This window comes from Chitinophaga varians, assembly GCF_012641275.1.
Classification (GTDB): Bacteria; Bacteroidota; Bacteroidia; order Chitinophagales; family Chitinophagaceae; genus Chitinophaga; species Chitinophaga varians_A.
This window is the reverse complement of record NZ_JABAIA010000003.1, coordinates 398,721-418,305: the sequence shown is the minus strand read 5'-3', so window position 1 is coordinate 418,305 and position 19,585 is coordinate 398,721. Positions and strand designations below refer to the sequence as shown.

Here is a 19,585-nt window from a genome sequence, read left to right as displayed (position 1 = left end):
TTGTTGGCGGCCGTGTTGTCATCGTCTGCGATGTTCACGGTGGCGCTTGCGCTGGTGCTGCTTGCCACGAGCGTAAAGCTCTTAGAGGTAGCCCCTGTCGCCGTCATTGTTACTTTTTCTGTTTTTTCGATGATCTTGTCGTCGATCACTTTCACTGGTACTACCGTGCTGCCAGGTGTTCCTGCGAGGATGACCACTGTGCGGTCCATCGTCTGGTAGTCTTTGCCTTCACTGGCATCACCGGATATGTTAACAGTCACAGTGATGTCTTCCGACGCGGTATAGCCTGTAGGCAGACTTACCGTGAAGGAGCCGTTGGTTGCTGGTTCAGCTGCGTCTACAGCATCTCTCACCTCAATGACCAGGTTGGCCGGCACATTATCATCGTCTGCGATGTTCACGGTAGCGGAACCGTTGCTGGTGCTGGCCGTGTACGTGAAGTTTTTGCTGGTACCGCCGGTGATGTCCATCACTACTGTTTCTGTTGTTTCAATGATCTTGTCATTAAGAACAGGTACGGTTACGGTTACCTTGCTGTCACCCGCGAGGATAGTGGCAGTACCGGTCAGTGCGGTGTAATCCAGTCCACTGATGGCAGTGGAAGCACCATTGATGGTATATTGTACCTTGATGTCTTCCGATGCAAACACATTCGCAGGGAGACTGATCGTGAACTCGCCATTGGTGGCTGGTTCTGCGGCATCTGCGGTTTTGGTCACAGACAACACACGGGCGGCCGGGTTATTGTCATCATCGTCGATATTCACGGTGGCAGTACCATTACCGGTTAAGATAAAATGAGTGGAGCTGCCGCCTTTGAGTGCCATATCCACTGTTTCAGTAATCTCTATCAGTTTGTCATCGATCACGAGTACCGGTACGGTCACATTCGGGTTGCCGGCTTTAATTACCGCGGTAGTGCCGAGGGCGGTGTAATCAACGCCACTGGCGGCTGAACCGGTGATATCAAAGTTGACAGTGATATCTTCTGATGCAGTGTAACCTGCCGGGAGGCTGATCAGGAATGCGCCCGGAACATCCGGTTCTGCGGCGTCACTGGTTTTAGTGACAGTCACTACCAGGTTGGCCGGTACATTGTCATCGTCAGCGATATTCACAGTAGCCGTGTTGGTGCCGGTGAAAGTATAGCTGTTGGACAAACCTCCTGCGAGGGTAACGTCTACGGTTTCTGTTGGCTCGATGATCTTATCGTCCACCACCAGTACCGGGATATCAACGCTGTCCTTGCCGGCCGGGAGGGTGACAGTTCTGCTTAAGGCAGTGTAGTCGGCAGCCTCGGTCGCGTCACCTGCCACAGTATATTTCACGATGATGTCTTCCGATGAAGTGATGCCGGTAGGCAGTCCCACTCTGAAGGCGCCATGGGTAGACGGTTCTGCGGCATCTGCATGTTTCACAATGCCCAGTACGCGGTTGGCCGGATCGGCGCCCTCGTCATCTGTAATATTTACGGTAGCGATGCCTTCAGTGCTGCTGGCCACCAGGTTGAAGTTGTTGCTGCTGCCGCCTGTTAAAGTGACAATCACAGTTTCTGTCGGCTCAATGATCTTGTCGTCCAGCACTTCTATCGGCAGGTCTATTTCTTTCGTATTCGCAGGGAATAAGAAGGTAGTTCCGATGGACTTATAGTCAGTGCCACCGAGGGCGGTACCGGCTACGTTAAAGCGCACCGTAATTGGTTCAGACGATTCATAACCTGTAGGCAGGCTAAGGGTGAAGGCGCCGTTGGTGACAGGCTCTGCACCGTCTGCTTTCTTCTTAATGCTCAGCACCAGCGCACCGGCGTCGTCATCTTCGATATCCAGGGACGCGGTATTGGCGGTCGGGCTGGCGGTGAAAGTGAATTTACCGCTGGCGGTGGTGCCGTTATTCAGTTGCATCACCACATCTTCGGTGGTTTCAATGATCTTGTCATCTTTTACGATCACAGGCACGGTCACACCGTCGCTATTGGCGGGGATCACTACGGTACCGGTGAGGTTGTCGTAGTCGGTGCCATTCAGCGCGTTGCCGGTGATGTTATAAGTCACGGTCACGGCTTCGGCCACGGTGATGTCTTTAGGCAGACTGATACGGAACGCGCCGTTGGTGCCTGGTTCTGCGGCGTCGGATGTTTTGCTTACGCTCAGCACCATATTGGCCGGGGTACCGTCATCGTCCGTGATGTTCACGGTAGCGGAGCCGGTGCCGGTGTATGGCGCAGCGCCGGTGCCGCCGGCCAGTGTCACGGTCACGTCTTCTGTTGGTTCGATGATCTTGTCATCTATCACATTAACGGGCACGTATACACCGTTGTCGCCCGGCAGTATCACTGCCGTATTGGTCAGGGCCGTGTAGTCTGTACCAGCAATGGCACTTCCGGCTACGGTGTAGTTCACCGTGATAGGCACTGCCGCGGAATAAGTAGCAGGCAGGCTGATCAGGAATCTGCCACTGGTGCCTGGTTCAGCTGCGTCTCCATCATTTTTGATGGTCAGTACGCGGTTGCCCGCGATATCATCATCATCAGCGATGTCCAGGGAGGCTTTGCCGTTGGACGGGTCCACGGTGAAGGCAAAGGCCGGAGATGCAGCAGTGGTCAGCGTGATCTCTACGTTCTCTGTGCCTTCTATGATCTTATCGTCTGTTACCAGTATTGGCAGCGCTATCTCGTTGGTATTGGCCGGTATGATCACGGAACGGGTAAGCGTTTCGTAATCTTTGCCTTCTGCGGCGGTTCCTGCTACGGTATAGTTTACTGTAACCGGCAGCGCAGAGAAGATATTCGGCGGCAGGCTAACGATGAAGGCCCCATTGGTGCCCGGTTCTGCAGCATCATTTTTCTTTTTGATGCTCACGACCTGGTTGGCTGCGGTGTTGTCATTATCGGTAATATTTACTGTAGCGATATCGTTGCCGGCTGACGGTGTGAAGACCAGGCCGCTGCCGGTAGAGCCACCGGAGAGTTTCATCTCAACGGTTTCAGTACCTTCTATGATCTGATCGTCTTTCACAGCCACGGCTACGGTTACACTGCCAGGAGTGCCGGCAAGTATTCTCGCGGTGCCTGTCAGCGCCGTATAGTCGTCATTGGCGGTAGCGCTGCCTGCAATGGTATATGTTACATCGATGTCTTCCGCTGCGGTGTAACCGGTCGGCAGGCTGATGGTAAACTCACCCGGAGTGCCCGGTTCAGCGCCATCGGCTGTTTTCTTCACTAACAGCACGCGGTTGAGCGCAGTGTTGTCATCATCGGCAATGTTCAGCGAAGCTACTTTGCCAGCTGCATCTGCCGTATAGTCGAACCCGTTACCATCTTTACCGCTGTTGAGGGTCAGTGTGGCGACTTCGGTGTTCTCAATGATCTTATCATCTGTCACCACCAGCGGAATGGTAAAGGTGTTGGTATTAGCTGGTATGGTGACGGTATTGATGGTGTAATCCGCACTGCTCGCAGTACCACTCATGGTGTAATTGAGCGTGATCGGCGCTGCGGAGGTATAAGTGCCCGGCAGGCTGACCGTGTAGGAACCGTTGGTAGACGGTTCTGCCGCGTCTTCGTTTTTCACCACTTTCAGCACCAGGTTGGCCGGATTAGCCGCGTCATCATCCGCGATATTAACGGTGACAGCGCTGTTGGCCGGATCAACCGGGAAGATAAGCTGTGTTCCGTTTGTAGCCGTGCCACTGCCAGACAGGAGGGTGATCTTCACGGTTTCATTCAGCTCGATGATCTTATCGTCGAGTACCTTGAGGTCTACAACAGTATTGTCTGTTCCCGCTTTGATCACAATATTGCCCAGCGCGGTGTAGTCCAGACCAGGTGTAGCGGTACCGGAAATCTGGTATCCTATGGTGATATCTTTCTGCGCATTGGCGCCGCCGCTCAGCTTCACGGTGAAAGTACCGTTAGTAGCCGGTTCGGCCGCATCTGTGCCGGCGAATATCTGTATCGGGCTATCGGTGGTCGCGTTCACATCAATGATGTTTACCACAGCTCCGTTACCGGAAGGATCAATGGTGAATGGTAAACCGGAAGACGTAGCGTTGGTCAGGTTCATCACCACAGTCTCCGGTCCTTCAGGAGCACCATCGTTTACAGCAACCACATCTATCAACACATCGTTGGCACCTGCCGGGATCACAAAGGTATTAGGGGAAGATAAGCCCTGTAAAGAGTAATCTGCTCCCAATGTTGCTGTTCCTCCCGTAAGGTTAAAGGTTACCACCACATCGCTGGCAGCGGTAATATTCGGCGGCAGGGAAATTCTGTATTGTCCATGGGTACCGCCTTCTACTGCGTCAGACACTTTCGTGAGCAACACAATATTATTGTTCGCAGCATAATCATCGTCGGCGATGTTTACGGTAGCCGTGCCAACAGCCACGGTATAGGTGTATTTGGTGTCATTGCCACCGGTAATGGTCAGGTCCACTGTTTCTGTCGGCTCAATGATTTTGTCATCTATCACATTCACCGGAACGATCGCACTGGTCTGACCGGCAGGGATGGTAATAGTACCCAGGTTCTGATAATCCGTGCCGGAAGTGGCCGAGCCATTCACGTTATATGTCACGGTAATATCCCTGGCAGAAGAATAACCTGCAGGCAGGCTCACCTCAAAGCTGCCATGGGTGGCAGGTTCAGCGGCATCTGCTTTTTTGGTAACGCTCAGCACCAGGTTGGCCGTTACGTCATCGTTGTCCAGGATGTTACCTGTAGCGGTGCCTTCCGCTGCGTCAGGCGCAAAGGTAAAGTCCGCAGAAGATGCGCTGGTGACAGCCACTTCCACTGTTTCTGTACCTTCTATGATCTTATCATCTACCACCGTAGCAGTGGTGGATGTGCTAAGCGCATTGGCAGGCAGCGTCACAGTACCGGTAAAATCTGCCGGTGTGTTGCCGTTATAGTCTGTACTTAAAAGGGCAGTACCTTTTATGGTATACTTAATAGTAACCGGTTGGGAGATGGTAATACCCGGAGCCGGGAAGAAACTGAACTTCAGTGCGTTTCCATCTTCCGAACCATCAGTATCCACTTTTACCCTGATCACACGGTTGGCGGGTGTATCATCATCATCCGCAATATTCACGGTAGCGGTATTCGCCGAAGCAGACGCTGTATAGGTAGTGCTGCCGCCCGTTCCGCCGGTGATGTTCATGATAACGGTTTCTGTTGGTTCGATGATTTTATCATCTGCCACTGTTACCGGAACGATTACAAACGGCTGACCGGCAGGGATGGTCACTGTGCCTGTGATAGCGTTGTAATCTGCACCGGCGCCTGTGCCGCCGGTAGCGGTACCTGCTATGGTATAGTTCACGGTGATCGGCTGGGTGGAAGTTACACCCGTTGGCAGACTGATTTTAAACCCGCCATTAGTGGAAGGTTCTGCGGCATCGCCGTTTTTAGTGATGCTCAGCACACGGTTGGCCGGTACGTCATCATCATCGGCGATATCAGCAGTAGCACTGCCGTTGGTGCCATCTACGGTATAGGTGAACTTAGCAGAGCTGCCACCGGAGAGGGTCAGTTTTACGTTCTCTGTACCTTCTATCTCTGTATCGTTGGTCACAACGATAGGTATGGTAATATAGTTCTGTCCTGCCGGGAAGGTCACGGTGGTGCCTAAAGTCGCATAGTCGGTACCGTTAGTGGCCGTACCATCAATGCTGTAAGTCACGGTGAGGTCTTCAGAAGGCGCCACGTTTCCAGGCAGGCTGATCTTGAACGCTGCGTTGGATGCAGGTTCTGCGCCATCGTTCAATTTGGTGATGCTCAGTACGCGGTTGGCCGGTGTATTATCATCATCATCGATGTTGACAACAGCAGTGGCGTTGGTTGGGCTGAGCGTATAAGTGAAACCGGTGGCAGTAGCACCTGTCAGCGTAGCAATCACTGTTTCTGTGTTTTCAATGAGTTTATCATCGATCGGGTTCACGAACACGTCCACGCCCTCTGTATTGGCAGGGATCACTGCGGTACCGGTGAGGGTAGCGTAGTCCACGCCGGGAGTTGCGGTGGATGTACCCGCAATGCTATAAGTCACGGTAATAGGCACCGCAGACGAATAACCGGTTGGCAGGCTAATGCCATAAGCACCGCTGGTAGCCGGTTCGGCGGCGTCCATCCTTGGCTTGATGCTGATCACACGGTTGGCGGAGATGTCATCGTTGTCCAGGATATTTCCGGTAGCAGTAGTACCAGCCGGGTCAGGCGTGAAGGTAAAGTCGGTGGAAGCGGCGTCTGTGATGGTGATCACCACGTTTTCTGTTCCTTCTATGATCTTATCGTCCACGATGTTGCCCACGATAGCGGTAGATGTACTTCCGGCAGGAATGATGGCGGTCCTGTCGAAATCACTTGCATTGAGGCCGTTATAGTCTGTACCTAAGATGGCCGTACCACCAATGGAATAATTGATTTTTATGTCTTGAGAGGCAGTGATACCGGTAGGCAGCAAGAAATCAAATTTGATGGTAGTTCCGCCTTCGGCGCCGTCACGGGTGGCCACTACTTTCACCAACCGGTTTGCCGGCGTATTATCGTCGTCTGCGATGTTGACCGTAGCGGTGTTAGCGGAAGCTGACGCGGTATAGGCGGAGCCGCCACCTGTGCCGCCGGTAATGTTCATCACTACGGTTTCTGTCAGTTCGATGATTTTATCATCGGCCACTGTTACCGGTACGATCACAAAAGGTTGACCGGCAGGGATGGTAGCCGTGCCTGTTAAGACGGCATAGTCTGCTGTGGCTGTTGCTGTTCCCGCGATGCTATAGTTCACGGTAACAGGTTTGGCGGCAATTACGCCTGTAGGCAGACTGATTTTAAATCCGCCATGAGTGGCCGGTTCTGCGGCGTCGCCATTGTTGGTCACGCTCAGTACCCGGTTGGCAGGTGTATCATCGTCATCGGCAATGTTGGCCGTAGCGATAGTTTTAGCCGGATTGAGCGTATAAGAGAAGTTGGCAGAGCTGCCGCCGGTGAGTTCTATCACCACGTCTTCTGTACCTTCTATCTCCGTATCGTTGGTCACTACCACCGGCAGCGTAGCAGTGTTTTGTCCTGCCAGCAGGGTCATCGTTCCGGTTAATGTAGTATAGTCGGTGCCGTTAGTCGCTGATCCTGTTACTTTATAAGTTATGGTGATGGCCTCAGAAGGAGCAACATTGGCAGGCAGGCTGATTTTAAACAGTGCATTGGTGGCCGGTTCTGCGCCATCGTTCACTTTGTCGATGCTCAGTACGCGGTTGGCCGGTGTGTTGTCATCATCCAGGATATTCACGGTAGCAGTACCATTGGTAGCACTGGCGGTGAATAAGAAGCTGGTGCTCTTACCATCGGTCAGTTTCATGTTCACCGTTTCGGTAGGTTCCATCAGCTGGTCATCGATCACTGTCACGGGAACGGTTACACTGTTCTGACCGGCGGGAATCACTACTGTACCGCTCAGGTTCGCATAGTCGGTGCCGTTAATCGCGGAACCGGTGATGCTGTACGTCACCGTAATTGGCTCTGCCGCCACAATGTCGTCCGCAGGGGTAGCGCCTTTGGGCAGGCTGATAGTGAACTTGCCGTTGGTAGACGGTTCGGACGCGTCTCCCCCATCGTTGACTACACTGAGCACGCGGTTGGCAGCTGTATTGTCATCATCAGCGATGTTGGCAGTGGCGCTGCCGTCTGTGGGGCTGACAGTGAAAGCAAAGCTGGTGCTGGCACCGCCACTCACCGCTGCAATGACAGTCTCGGTATTCTCGATGATCTTATCATCAACAACGGTGAATGGTAAAGTAATGCTGTTCTGACCGGCAGGCAGCACAATGGTTGTTCCCAGCGCCACATAGTCTGCGCCGCTGGTGGCGGTACCGGAGGATGTATAGGTTATGGTTACGGGTTCAGATGACTTGATCGTACCAGGGAGGCTAATGGTAAATAAGCCGTTGGTAGATGGTTCTGCGGCATCAGTTGTTTTTTTGATGCTCAGTACGCGGTTAGCGGCAGTGTTATCATCGTCAGCGATATTCACGGTAGCGGTACCGTTGGTCGCGCTGGCGGTGAAGTTGAAGCTGGCGCTGGTGCCGCCGGTGAGTTTCACTGTCACGTCTTCCGTGTTCTCAATAAGGTCGTCATTGATCACAGTAACGGGCAGGGTTACACTGGGCTGGTTGGCTGGGAATACAACGGTGCCGCTGAGGGTGTTGTAATCAGACCCACCTATGGCTGTACCGCTCACTTCATAGTTGACCGTGATAGGTTCTATGGACTTGATATTAGGAGGCAGGCTAATGGTAAAGCTGCCATTGGTGGCCGGTTCTGCGGCATCTGCCGTTTTGGTGATGCTCAGTACCAGGTTGGCCGGTGTGTTTTCATCATCGATGATGTTCACTGTAGCAGTAGTGGCGCCTGCACGCGGTGTCAGCACGAAGTTGGTGGATTTACCATCTATGATGCTAACAATCACCGTTTCAGGGTTTTCCAGCAGCTGGTCGTCAGCTACTACCACTGGCACCATTACGCCACCCTGGCCTGCGAGGATCACTGCTGTTCCGCTCAACGGCACATAGTCCGCACCAGGCGTAGCTGTACCGGCAATGCTATATTTCACGGTGATGTCTTCAGCAGCTGTGATGCCTGTTGGCAGGCTGATATTGAATTCGCCGTTGACGTCCGGTTCTTTGGCGTCTTTAGACCAAACAACGCCCACGGTGGTTTTAGCCGGATCATTGCTGTCGTTGTCCACAATATTGATGGTCGCGGCAGGCTGTGTGCTGCTGATAGTATAGGTGCCGCCACTGTTGCCGGAAGCAGCAGTCAGGGACACGGTCACGTCTTCAGTGATCTCGAGGATATTGTCATCTGTCACCATTACCGGCAGCGGTACGCTGTTGCTACCGGCCGGGAATACCATTGTACCGCTTAACGTCGTATAGTCCACGCCGTTAGCAGCGGTGCCTGTCACATTGTAGGTCACTGTGATGTCTTCTGTGGCCGTAACTGTGCCAGGCAGGCTGATATTAAAGGAGCCGTTCTGGGCGCCTTCCTTACCGTCCTGACCTTTGGTGATGGCCAGTACGCCGCTGGCGGTAGTAACGCCGCCAAAAGTGGAGAAGTTCTGTATACCGCTGAATTCCACATATTCCACGCCGTCCTGTTGACCGGTAGCGGAAGGTGTCAGTTCATTAATATTGGCCAGTCCTGCGGCAGACAGGTCTGCCAGGGTAGCGGTGATATCGCCGGTATGTTTGAACCATGCCCAGCGTTGAGCGCCGGTTACGCCGCGCGTGCCGGAGAGCATGTTCTGTGCATTGGTTTTTTCGGCAGGGTTCCAGAACAAGCGGAGGGTAACGCCACCGTTCTGTGTCAGGTCAGCGCCGGTGTAGCTGATCTGTACCAGTCTGCGCATCAGCTGCGTACCGTAGTCAGTGCCGCTGTTTTTGCCCAGGGTTGCGTTCATGTCCCTGTTCACGTCTACCAGGGCGGACAGTTTGGTCACGTCCATGGTGTTACCGTTCAGGGTAATGGAAGCAATGTATTTGTTGGCATCGGAAGGATCGATGAAGTACAGCGTGCCTTTGTCGACACAGGTAGAAGCTACTGTTCTCACGGTAGCATCGGGCACCAGGTTGGCCGTACGTTGCAGGTGGCTGGTCACGAGGGTGAATACCTGGCCGTCTTTCAGGGTGCTGATGTTATCGAAGCTCACGATACCGCCATTGAAGCTGGTAGCAGGAATTTCAGTGATGGTGCCGGTAGCGAAGTTGCCGTCGCCGTCTTCGTCCACCAGAATGGTGAAATCAGCAGCAGCAGTGCCTTTCACGGTGATGCCGTTCAGGTTGAACTGCATGCTGAGTGGCTGTGTGCTGATATCGTAGTTGGTGAACTGTGTTTTCCATTCCTGGGTGAGGCGTTCAGGGATACAGCTGCCGACAGGCAGGTCCGTACCGCTTACAGTCAGTGCATTGCTGTTGCTGCCCAGCATCAGGTAACTCTTGTCTGTACCGAAGGTATTGCCGTTATCAGCATTGGTTGCAGCGATGGTGCGCATACCGATTGTCAGGATGGAACCGGGATGGATGCTGCGGGACTGTTTCTGAGTCAGTGCTTCGCGGTCGTCGCGGCCGATACCGAAGATATTTGTTTTATAAGTGTTGTTGGCAGTGGCGTTCCAGATCACGGAGCCGTCGGTGGCCAGATAGTTCTGTGCAGTGGACTGGTCCAGCGTAATGCCATATTTAACACCGAGGTATGATTCTACTTTCTGCGCCTCTGTTGGAGTGAGGGCAGATTTGTAAACGATCACCTCGGGGATTTTACCGTTGAAGATGCGGTCGTCAAAGGTGGCAACATCTGTGGTGCGGCCACCTATTTCAAAGAAAGAACCGCCTGCCTGCGTAAAGCAGTCCTTCGTAGCGGCAGTACCCTGTAAGCCATTCAACCACGTGCCTCCATTCCGCCCGTTATTGGTACTTACATACACACCACGTATTATATTAGCCCCTAAATAAGGAGGATAGGATGGTGCTATCAGGCATCCGGCACCATCCAGCGCGTAGTTAACACCGCTGGTATACACCAGGCCCCTGCCGGCATTAGGAGATGCCGACCAGTCACCATTGGTGGCAAAAATACCTACGAGGCCGTTAGTTGCAGGGCCTTCCGGCGCGCTCACAGAGAAGATGGACAGGTTAGGCGTTGAGTTCCAGTTAGCATCGGCATTACCCTTCAGCGATTTGGTTTTAGCGCCGGAGAAGTCTACCGCAGGGTTGAAGTTGATACCGTTAGGCACGTTGAGGATGTCTGCAGAAGCAGCTATCGGATCGGTATGTGCAACAGGTGCTGCGCGCAGTTCCGTTACCATAGCGCCAGCCTGGTTGAACCATTGTTCCACCTGGTTATTGGCATTCACCTGGAGGTCTGCATCTGCTTTCACCCACAGCATTTCGTTGGCAACACCGCCTGGTGCTGTCACGAAGCTGGCGAAAGTAAAGTATTGGCCGCTGGTCAGGTCCACATTGGTGGTGTAGCTCGCCACGCCGTTCACGTCTGTGGCAGACAATTGAATAAACTGGTCAGTGCCATCGAAAGTGGCATCGTTGCTCACTACCAGGTAAGGCGTAGTAGCCGTTTTGGGCAATTGGTCTCTCCGCACAGCGATATTCACGGTACCTACCGTGCCAGACTCCTGCACTTTCCAAACTCTTGCCATTCGGGTAGTAACAGCCGGGTTGCCGGTGATGGCAGTAGAGAAAGCCGTGGCCGCGCCATCATCTCCCCATACCATATATGATTTATCTGCGGAGAAAGTATTTGTATTGCTAAGGTTGTCAGCAGCGATACCGCCGAGGCCCACTATAGGCTGTAAGCCGGTGTTGATGTTCTGGCTTTGTTTCTGTGCCAGGCCTTCCACATCGTCACGGCCGATACCGGTGATGTTATTTTTATAAGTAGCGTTAGCAGTGGCGTCCCATATTTTGGTGGTGCCATCGGTAGCCAGATAGTCGACCGGCGTGGTCTGGTCCATCGTATAACCGTACTTGACAGCCAGGTAGGTAGACACGCGTTGCAGTTCATTGGTGCTTAACGCGGTCGGATATACGATAACCTCACCAATAGTACCTTTCCAGGACTGTGTATTGTCCCATGGAGCGCTACCGATTTGGGCGCCGCCGGTAGTGGTGTTCCAGGCTTTGGCCAGCGGTCCTCCTAACTTCTGCATTTTGCCGTACAGCGTCGCATTGCCGCCATTACCGGCCCATACGCCCACCATTTCATTAAATATGCCGGTTTGCCAGTAGCCTGCAGCACTGGTCACGTCGTTGGCCCAACCCACAAAATCCGCGGTACCATTACCGCTTATGGTTGCGAGGCCCACACCCTGGCTGGTGGTGCTGCCACCATATCCGATGATATAACTGTTACCGGTGAGCGTAGACAAGTTACCTGCACCAAAGAATGTTCTAGCGCTGGTGCCCATCGGCAGTTTGCTGATATCGAGGTTCATGAAATCAGCCCCATCGAATTTCACTACCGGGTTGAAGTTCGCGTTGCTGGCAGCATTGCTCATAAAGAGCGGCTGGTTGGCAACAGTGGCCTGTGTAGCGTTGTTCAGGTCTGAAGCGAAGTCTGTCCAGCCGTTGATAGCTGTATTATCTGTAGTGCCGGAAGTACCTGCGTCTGCACGCAACCACAGGGAAGTACCCGCTACCCCACCCGGTGCTTTGATGGAAGCACCATAGGTGAAGAACTGGCCATTCGCCAGGTCTACATTGGCGTAGTAGTGTTTTTTACCGTTGAGGGTCATGGCCGTCACCGGGATGAACTGGTCTGTTCCGTCAAAGGTGGCGTCATTGCTGACGATGAGGTAAGTCTGCGCAGCGTTGGGCAGTACATCATAAGGCACGGCTACCTGTACGGTGCCAACGGTGCCGGATTTCTGTACTTTCCACACCCTGCCCATGCGGTAGTTGGCCACAGGGTGACCGGACAGCGCTGTCTTAAAGAGGCTGCTGCCGGCATTGTCGCCCCATACCATATATGATTTATCGGCAGCGAACGTGTTGGCGTTGCCGTTATTTGTTTCAGAGAGGGAATTCAGGCCGATTGCGAGTTGCATACCGCTCATGGTATTGCGGGACTGTTTCTGGTTCAGGTCTTCCGCGTCATCACGACCGATACCGGTGATGTAGTTACCATAACCACCGTTGTTAGAAGCATTCCATACGATGCTGCCGTCAGTGGCCAGGTAGTTGGTAGCGCCGTTGTTCAGCGTGATACCATATTTGATGGCCATGTAGCTGTTCACCTTCTGTTGTTCAACAGGGGTGAGTGCGTTCATATATACGATCAGGTCACCCATACGGCCGTTATAGGAAACGCCGTTGTTCGCTCCCAGCTGGAATGGCTGGTTGCCCCCTGTGAACGTGCTGACGTTGTTTCCGTTTTGTACATTTAAGCCATTCCTGTAAAGGGATTGTTTGTTTGCGGCAAGGCTTATATCGCTGGTAGCGGTCCAGAGATTCACCTGGTTAGTGATATCACCTGCATCATAGATAATGCGGTTGCTTGTATAAGGAGCATCCCAGTACACTTTGTTATCATTCCAGGTAGCGTGCAAAGTAAACTGGTTAACACCAAGAGCAGGAGCTGGCTCGGTAAAAATCACCGTGGCATTCGCGATAGCCTGGCTACCTGCATAAAACGCGTTGGCGGCGTTGTAACTGCCACTTTTCAGCAAAGAATTACCATTCATCGCATGTGGGGCACCATTAAACCTTACCACGGGGTTAAAGTTCATATTGGCCGCAGCGTTGTCCATATATATAGGCTGGTTGGCCGGTGTAGCCTGTGCCACGCTATTGCCGTTCGGGCTGTAGTCGTTCCACGTGCTGATCGGCGTGTTGTCTGCTGTGGCAGAAGTATTGATATCTGCGCGCAGCCATATCATGTTGCCACTGGCCACGCCACCAGGGAATTTCGCCGCGGCGCCAAAAGTAAAGTAGATACCGTTCGGCAGATCGCTGGAGCTGAGAGTAATGGTTTTATCAGTATTCAGCGGCAGTTCTTTGGTGATCGTCGCAAAAGTAGGATCGGTGCTGATCAGCAGGTACACTTTGGTACCTTTTGCATCAGCTTTCAGGGTAATATTCTGGTCTGTCCAGTTGGTTTTACCCACCTTCCATACACGGGGCAGTCTGCGAGTAGCGCTGGTACCGTTTACTACAGTGGTGTAAGTAGCAGCCGACTGACCGTTATCTGCAAATACAAAGAAAGATTTATCGTTGGTAATGGTGTTGCTGTTTTGTTCATTGGTCAGCGGAATATTGCTGCCCAGTGAGAGGGTCACAAAACCGGTGTCTACGCTGAGCGATTGTTTGGTGTTCAGCGCAGTAGCATCGTCCCTGCCGATGCCGGTGATACGGGCTTTGTAGGTCGGATCTGCGGTCCAGTATTTGGAACCGTCGGTGGCCAGGTAATCGGTAGCACCGTCATTGAGGGTGATACCATATTTCAGGCCGAGATAAGATTCTACTGTCTGACGCTCTGCGTCTGACAGTATGCGGTTATAAGCCACCACTTCTCCCATGCCCCCCTGCCAGTAATAGGCTCTGGCAGCCATGGTACGGGAACCAATAGAAACCAGGTTCTTTGTAAGCGGTGTTAAATTGAGCGTTCCCTGGTTGTCCAGCTTATAGTTGCCAAACATGCGAATGCCATTGGCAACGTTGCTGGCCTGGGTAACACTGAAAATATATGGTTTATTAGCCTGGAAGGTGCTGAGACCTCCTACGGCTGCCACTGATCCTGCGTTTTCCAGGTATTGTTGTTGCCCGGAATTGACAACCCTGAATTCCATACCATGTGCATCACCCAGGCCGCCGCTGCCTACCAGCTCTCTCACGGCTGCAAAACCAGTGCCGCTGGCCACAGCAAAGATTGTGGCAGTTGCCGGGTCTATACGGGTAGTATTGATATCAAGGAAGTCGTCTGTACCATCGAATACGAGGCCATAGTTGAAGTTAAATGCTTTAGCATCAGTAATAGGCTGGCTGCCTGTTACTGCCTGCAACGCATCATTGCCTTTATTGCTGTAGTCGGTCCAGTTGCTGCCGCCGGATATGCCGTCATCGGCACGCAGCCAGAAAGTGACGCCATTGTTGACGCCATTTGGTCCGGAAACATTTTTCGCAAAAGTGAAATAAGCGCCATTGGCCAGTTGGCTACTGTTAAGGGTAACGGTACCGTTGGCATCCAGTGCGTAAGTGGCGTCACCTGTACCGAAAGTATTGTCTGCGCTTACCACCAGGTAAGTACGTGCATTACCGCCGGCAAGTTTTATGGTGATATTCTGATCGGCCCAGTTGGTTTTCTGTGCTTTAAAGACGCGGGCCATGCGGGTGTTGACAGTATTGAGACCGTTAACCGGTGTCAGGTAGGTCGTGGCCGCGCCATCATCTCCAAAAGTAAAGAAGGAAAGGTCGTTGGTAATAGTGGCCGCATTGGTTTTGTTGGAAACGGCGATACCATCTCCGACAGCAATGGTGACGATGCCGGTATCTGCTGCGATGGATTGTTTCTGCAGCAGCATACCCCTGTCATCACGGCCGATGCCGATGATGTGTTTAGCGTAAGCACCACCGGTAGCGGCTTTCCACATGGTAGTGGTACCGTCGCTGGCGAGGTAGTCCATCGGCACGCCGATGCCCAGCGTCAGGCCGTAACGCAGTGCCATATAGGATTGTACCTGTTGACGCTCGACAGCGCTCAGCTTGCGGGAATATAATATTATCTCAGGGATATCGCCATTAAATACGGCGTTGTGGCCCGCGCCAAGATAATCCTTGTTGCCGGCCGGCGAGAGGAAGTTCACGGCATTGGTATTGACTGCCAGCAATACCTTGCCATCTACACCAGCCGCCCAGTCGTTGGTAGCGCTCCAGATGTTGAGCATATGCGCATTGCGTATGCTGACACCCACAGGATACGGGAAGTTCATTCGGCCGGTGTTAGTACCGAAATAAGTAAATTGATTGTTGTTAGTATAGTTATAGAACGCTGCACCACCGGCAAGTGTACCTCCAAATTCAAAAGGATACATGGCGTTACCACTGTTGTCAACATTAGATGTTTGTACCGAGAATACTTCACCTGCGGTAAAAGTATTGGCAATCTCAGGCTGCTGTATGAAATAGTTACCAGAGGCGCCTGCGCCACCGAAGCTAATGCCCGGGTTAAAGTTAACGGATGCTTCTTTCCATGGCAATGCTCCGGTAACGGCCTGCCCCCATGTACGGCCGGAAGCACTCAGGTCTTTCCACTGTGTGGCGTTACCGCCGGTCACCACTACTCCGCTGTCCGCTCTGGCCCATACTTCCAGTCCGCCTGCCACACCGGCCGGAGCCGACTGTACAATAGCAAAAGTAAAGAAGGCGCCGTCGGTCAGCAGATCGCTGTCCAGCGTGATGTTACCATTGGCATCCAGTTTATAGGTTTTGTCGCCGGCGCCAAAAGTTTCATCGTTGCTCACCAGCAGGTAAGTATTGTTGTTTCCTCCTGCGAGTGATAAGGTGATGGAGCTCTTAGCCCAGTTAGTACGGTCTGTTTTATAGATTCGTGACAGGCGTGCGGAAATATCACCCAAACCACTAACGGGGGTGCTATACGTAGCTGGCTGACCGTTATCACTAAAGGTGAAGAAGGAACGATCATTGGCCACGTCTGTGTTATTGTCCGCATTGGCAGCTGCCAGGCCGCTTCCGATGCCAATGGTCAGGTTGGCGCCGTCCAGCTGCGAAAGGCTTTGTTTCTGCAACAGGGTACCATTGTCGTCTCTGCCAATACCGGTGATACGTTCGCCATAGCCGGTATTTTTAGCGGCTGACCACATTTTGGTGGCACCGTCGCTGGCAAGGTAGTCAGCAGCAGCACCTGTAGCGGTCTTCAGCGTCAGCGCGTACTTCAGTGCCAGATAGCTGTTCACCTGTGAACGTTCGGTAGCATTCAACTGACGGCTATAAAGGATCACTTCGGAAAGGCGGCCATTAAATATGGAACCATGTCCTGCGCCGATGGCACAGTTCAGTGCCGACCCTCTGCTGAAGGAAACCGGATAGGCATTGCTGCTGCCCAGGGTTTTACCATCGAAGTTCATTGCCCAGTCTCCGGGAGCGCTCCAGGTATTTAATATATGCGCCTTTTGGATATTGCTGCTACCGAATGAATAACCCGGTCTTGCTGTAGTTCCAAAGTGCGTATAGATAGCTCCGCTAAACGGATAGTGCTGAGCCAGAGAGGCTGCCGGTTCTCCACCAAATTCATAAGGGAAACTGGCCGAAGTGGCAGTAGCCGGAGTATTGGAATATTGTACGGAGAATACTTCACCAGCAGTATTGCCCTCGGCAAACTTCGGTACTGTAAAATAGTTGTCACCCTGGAAGTTAACAGCCGGGTTATAGTTAATAGCGCTCCTGGCCCAACCCACGGATGTGGCAGCGTTAAGCGGCCATTCTCTCTGCACCGCCTGGTCGCTCCATTTCAGGATGCTGCCGTCGGCAACGGTTGCACCTGCATCTGCTTTCACCCATGCCTGAAGGTTGTTCGCCACACCGCCGGGGAAACGTTGCTGCTGACCGAACGTAAAATAAGCGCCATTGGCCAGGTCTGCACCGGAAAGTGTAACTATTCCCGTGCCGTTCAATTTTATTTCTTTGGTAACAGTGCCAAAGGCCGCATCTGTGCTGATGAGCAGGTAGTTATTGCCTGCGCCGCCTTTCAGTTGCAGCGTTATCTGCTGGCTGTTGTCCCACGAAGCGGTTTTCTGCACGCGCCATACACGGCCCATACGCTGATTGGCGTTGGTGCTGGTGACAGGCGTGAAATAACCGGTAGCACCGCCGTTGTCGCTGAAGGTGAAGAATACTTTATCCTGCGCAAAGTTGGTATTATTATCGGCATTGGACAACGCAATAGCGTTACCCAGCGCGATGGTCACCATACCGCTGTCCTGGCTGAGGGATTGTTTCTGGCTCAGCATAGCACAATCCTCACGGCCGATACCGGTGATGCGTTTACCATAACCGGCGTTAGCGGCGGCCGTCCATATCTGTACGGTGCCGTCGCTGTTGATATAGTCAGTGGCGCCATTGTTCAGCGTGATGCCGTATTTGAGCGCCATGTAAGATTCAATACGCTGGATCTCGGCGGGCGTAAGATCACGGTTGTAGATGAATACTTCCGGGATAAAAACTTTTGTGAATTCCGAGAAGGTAGCGCCTCCCACGTCTAATGTCCATGCCGTGCCATCAGAAGCAGCGCCGTTTTTCACCAGCGCGCCGTTGCTTTTAAATTCATAAGCACCGCTGGCTCCTCTCTCGAAAGAATAGAGTTTGCCTCTTGCGGTTAATCCGTTGCCGGTGTTCAGCCATCCTTCCACATACAAGCGGTTTTCGAACCCGGCATGCCATCCCATCAGTTTATTTCCACTGGAGCTGTTGAACACGCGGCCATTCTGGCTGCCTTCCAATACTCCCATGCCCATAATGGAGTAAGCCCCGGATACAGCTGCCGTGGCAGGTACCAGGTGAGCGTCGTTACCATCATAATAAATAGCCGGGTTGAAGTTGACCATGCCGGTGGTATTGTCCGGATCACCGATCACCGTCATATGATTGGCCTTTCCGGAAATATCGCCCCAGTTCACGCCATTCACCGCCTGGTCTGCCCTGTACCACGCCACAATGCCATTGCTCACACAGGCGGGGCCTTTGGCTGACATGGTGATGGCGTTGCTAAACTCTGACGTTCCGCAGTTGTTAGCCGGAATACGCAGGGTGGCAGTCCACGTACCGAGACCGGTAGCGCCCGGACCAGCATTGTAAGTGATGGTCTGTGTAGAAGTGCCGGCAGACAATCCCGTTAAGGACGTAACATAATATTGCCCGCTCGTTCTGTTCGTAGCGGGATCATTGGCATAAATATCAACGGTGTACTGTGCCCCGGCAGCTATATTCGGGATGGTAAGCTGTAGCTGGTACTGCCCTCCCCCCAGCGCGGTAGATGATACGAGTACCGGTGTTTTGCCTGCAGCGAGCGTGTAACTACAGTTACCGCCCGCCAGTGAAATGCCAGCCTTGGTATTGTTATATATGGAGTTATTGGTAATAATGACTTTATTGGGGGCATCATTATAAATGCCCGCTTCGCCATTATTATATATGACACAACCATCTACCTGCGAGTCTGTTATACCGGCGCCGCCATAAAACCAAACACCATGACTAATGTTGTTCGCGATCGTATCTCCCTTCAGGTCTACGTCAGTAACGGCATTGGCACCATTGATCGCAATACCCGTCCGGTCCTGGTTATAAAAAGCAGAATTGATGATGTCTACATTACTTCTCGGCGCATTGTTGTAAAATTCAATACCATCCGTGCTATTCGTAAATTTGGAATTGGTCAGCTGAAAATTGGTGGCTGCGCCTCCAACATAGATACCATCTACGTCAAACCCATTAAAGGTCACATTATCGATCGTCACGCCGGTGGCAGCTCCCTGGAAATAAATACCTGCATCGCTGTCATCTGTGGTACCCAGCTTATCTCCGTTCAGTACTGAATTGGTGCAGGTAAAGCCATTGACCGTGGTATTAAACAGGACGTGGCTTCCCGCGTAGATCCCGGGTATCCGGTTTTCTATGACTGCTTTATTAATCGTGATGTTGCTGGCGGCTCCGTTGAACAAGATGGACCAAAGATCAACCTCATTAATATTAATGGTATCGAGTGAAATATTCGTAGCGGTATTAACAAAGCGGAAAGCATAGTCGCCGTCGTCATCGGTGCCAATCACGTCCAGATCTACTGACGTGCGGTTAATATCAAAATTCGTGGCAACGAAATCACAATAAACCCCCTGTGATATGCCGCTCCATAAACTATCAATGGTCACGTTTCTGAACAACACATTATTCGCCGTCTCGACAGCACCACCGGTATTATTAAATACCATCGCATTCTGGAAACCACTGATATTACTGTTGATAAACGTAAAACCATTTACACCCGCGTCACGGAAAACGATCCCTT

At 52.5% G+C, this 19,585-nt stretch carries 1 pseudogene; it reads right to left on the bottom strand.

Annotated features, from left to right (window positions below):
* Positions 1-29 precede the first annotated feature (29 nt).
* Positions 30-19,508: pseudogene (locus tag HGH92_RS25030) on the bottom strand (Calx-beta domain-containing protein); the annotation flags it as partial.
* Between the last annotated feature and the right edge of the window lie 77 nt (positions 19,509-19,585).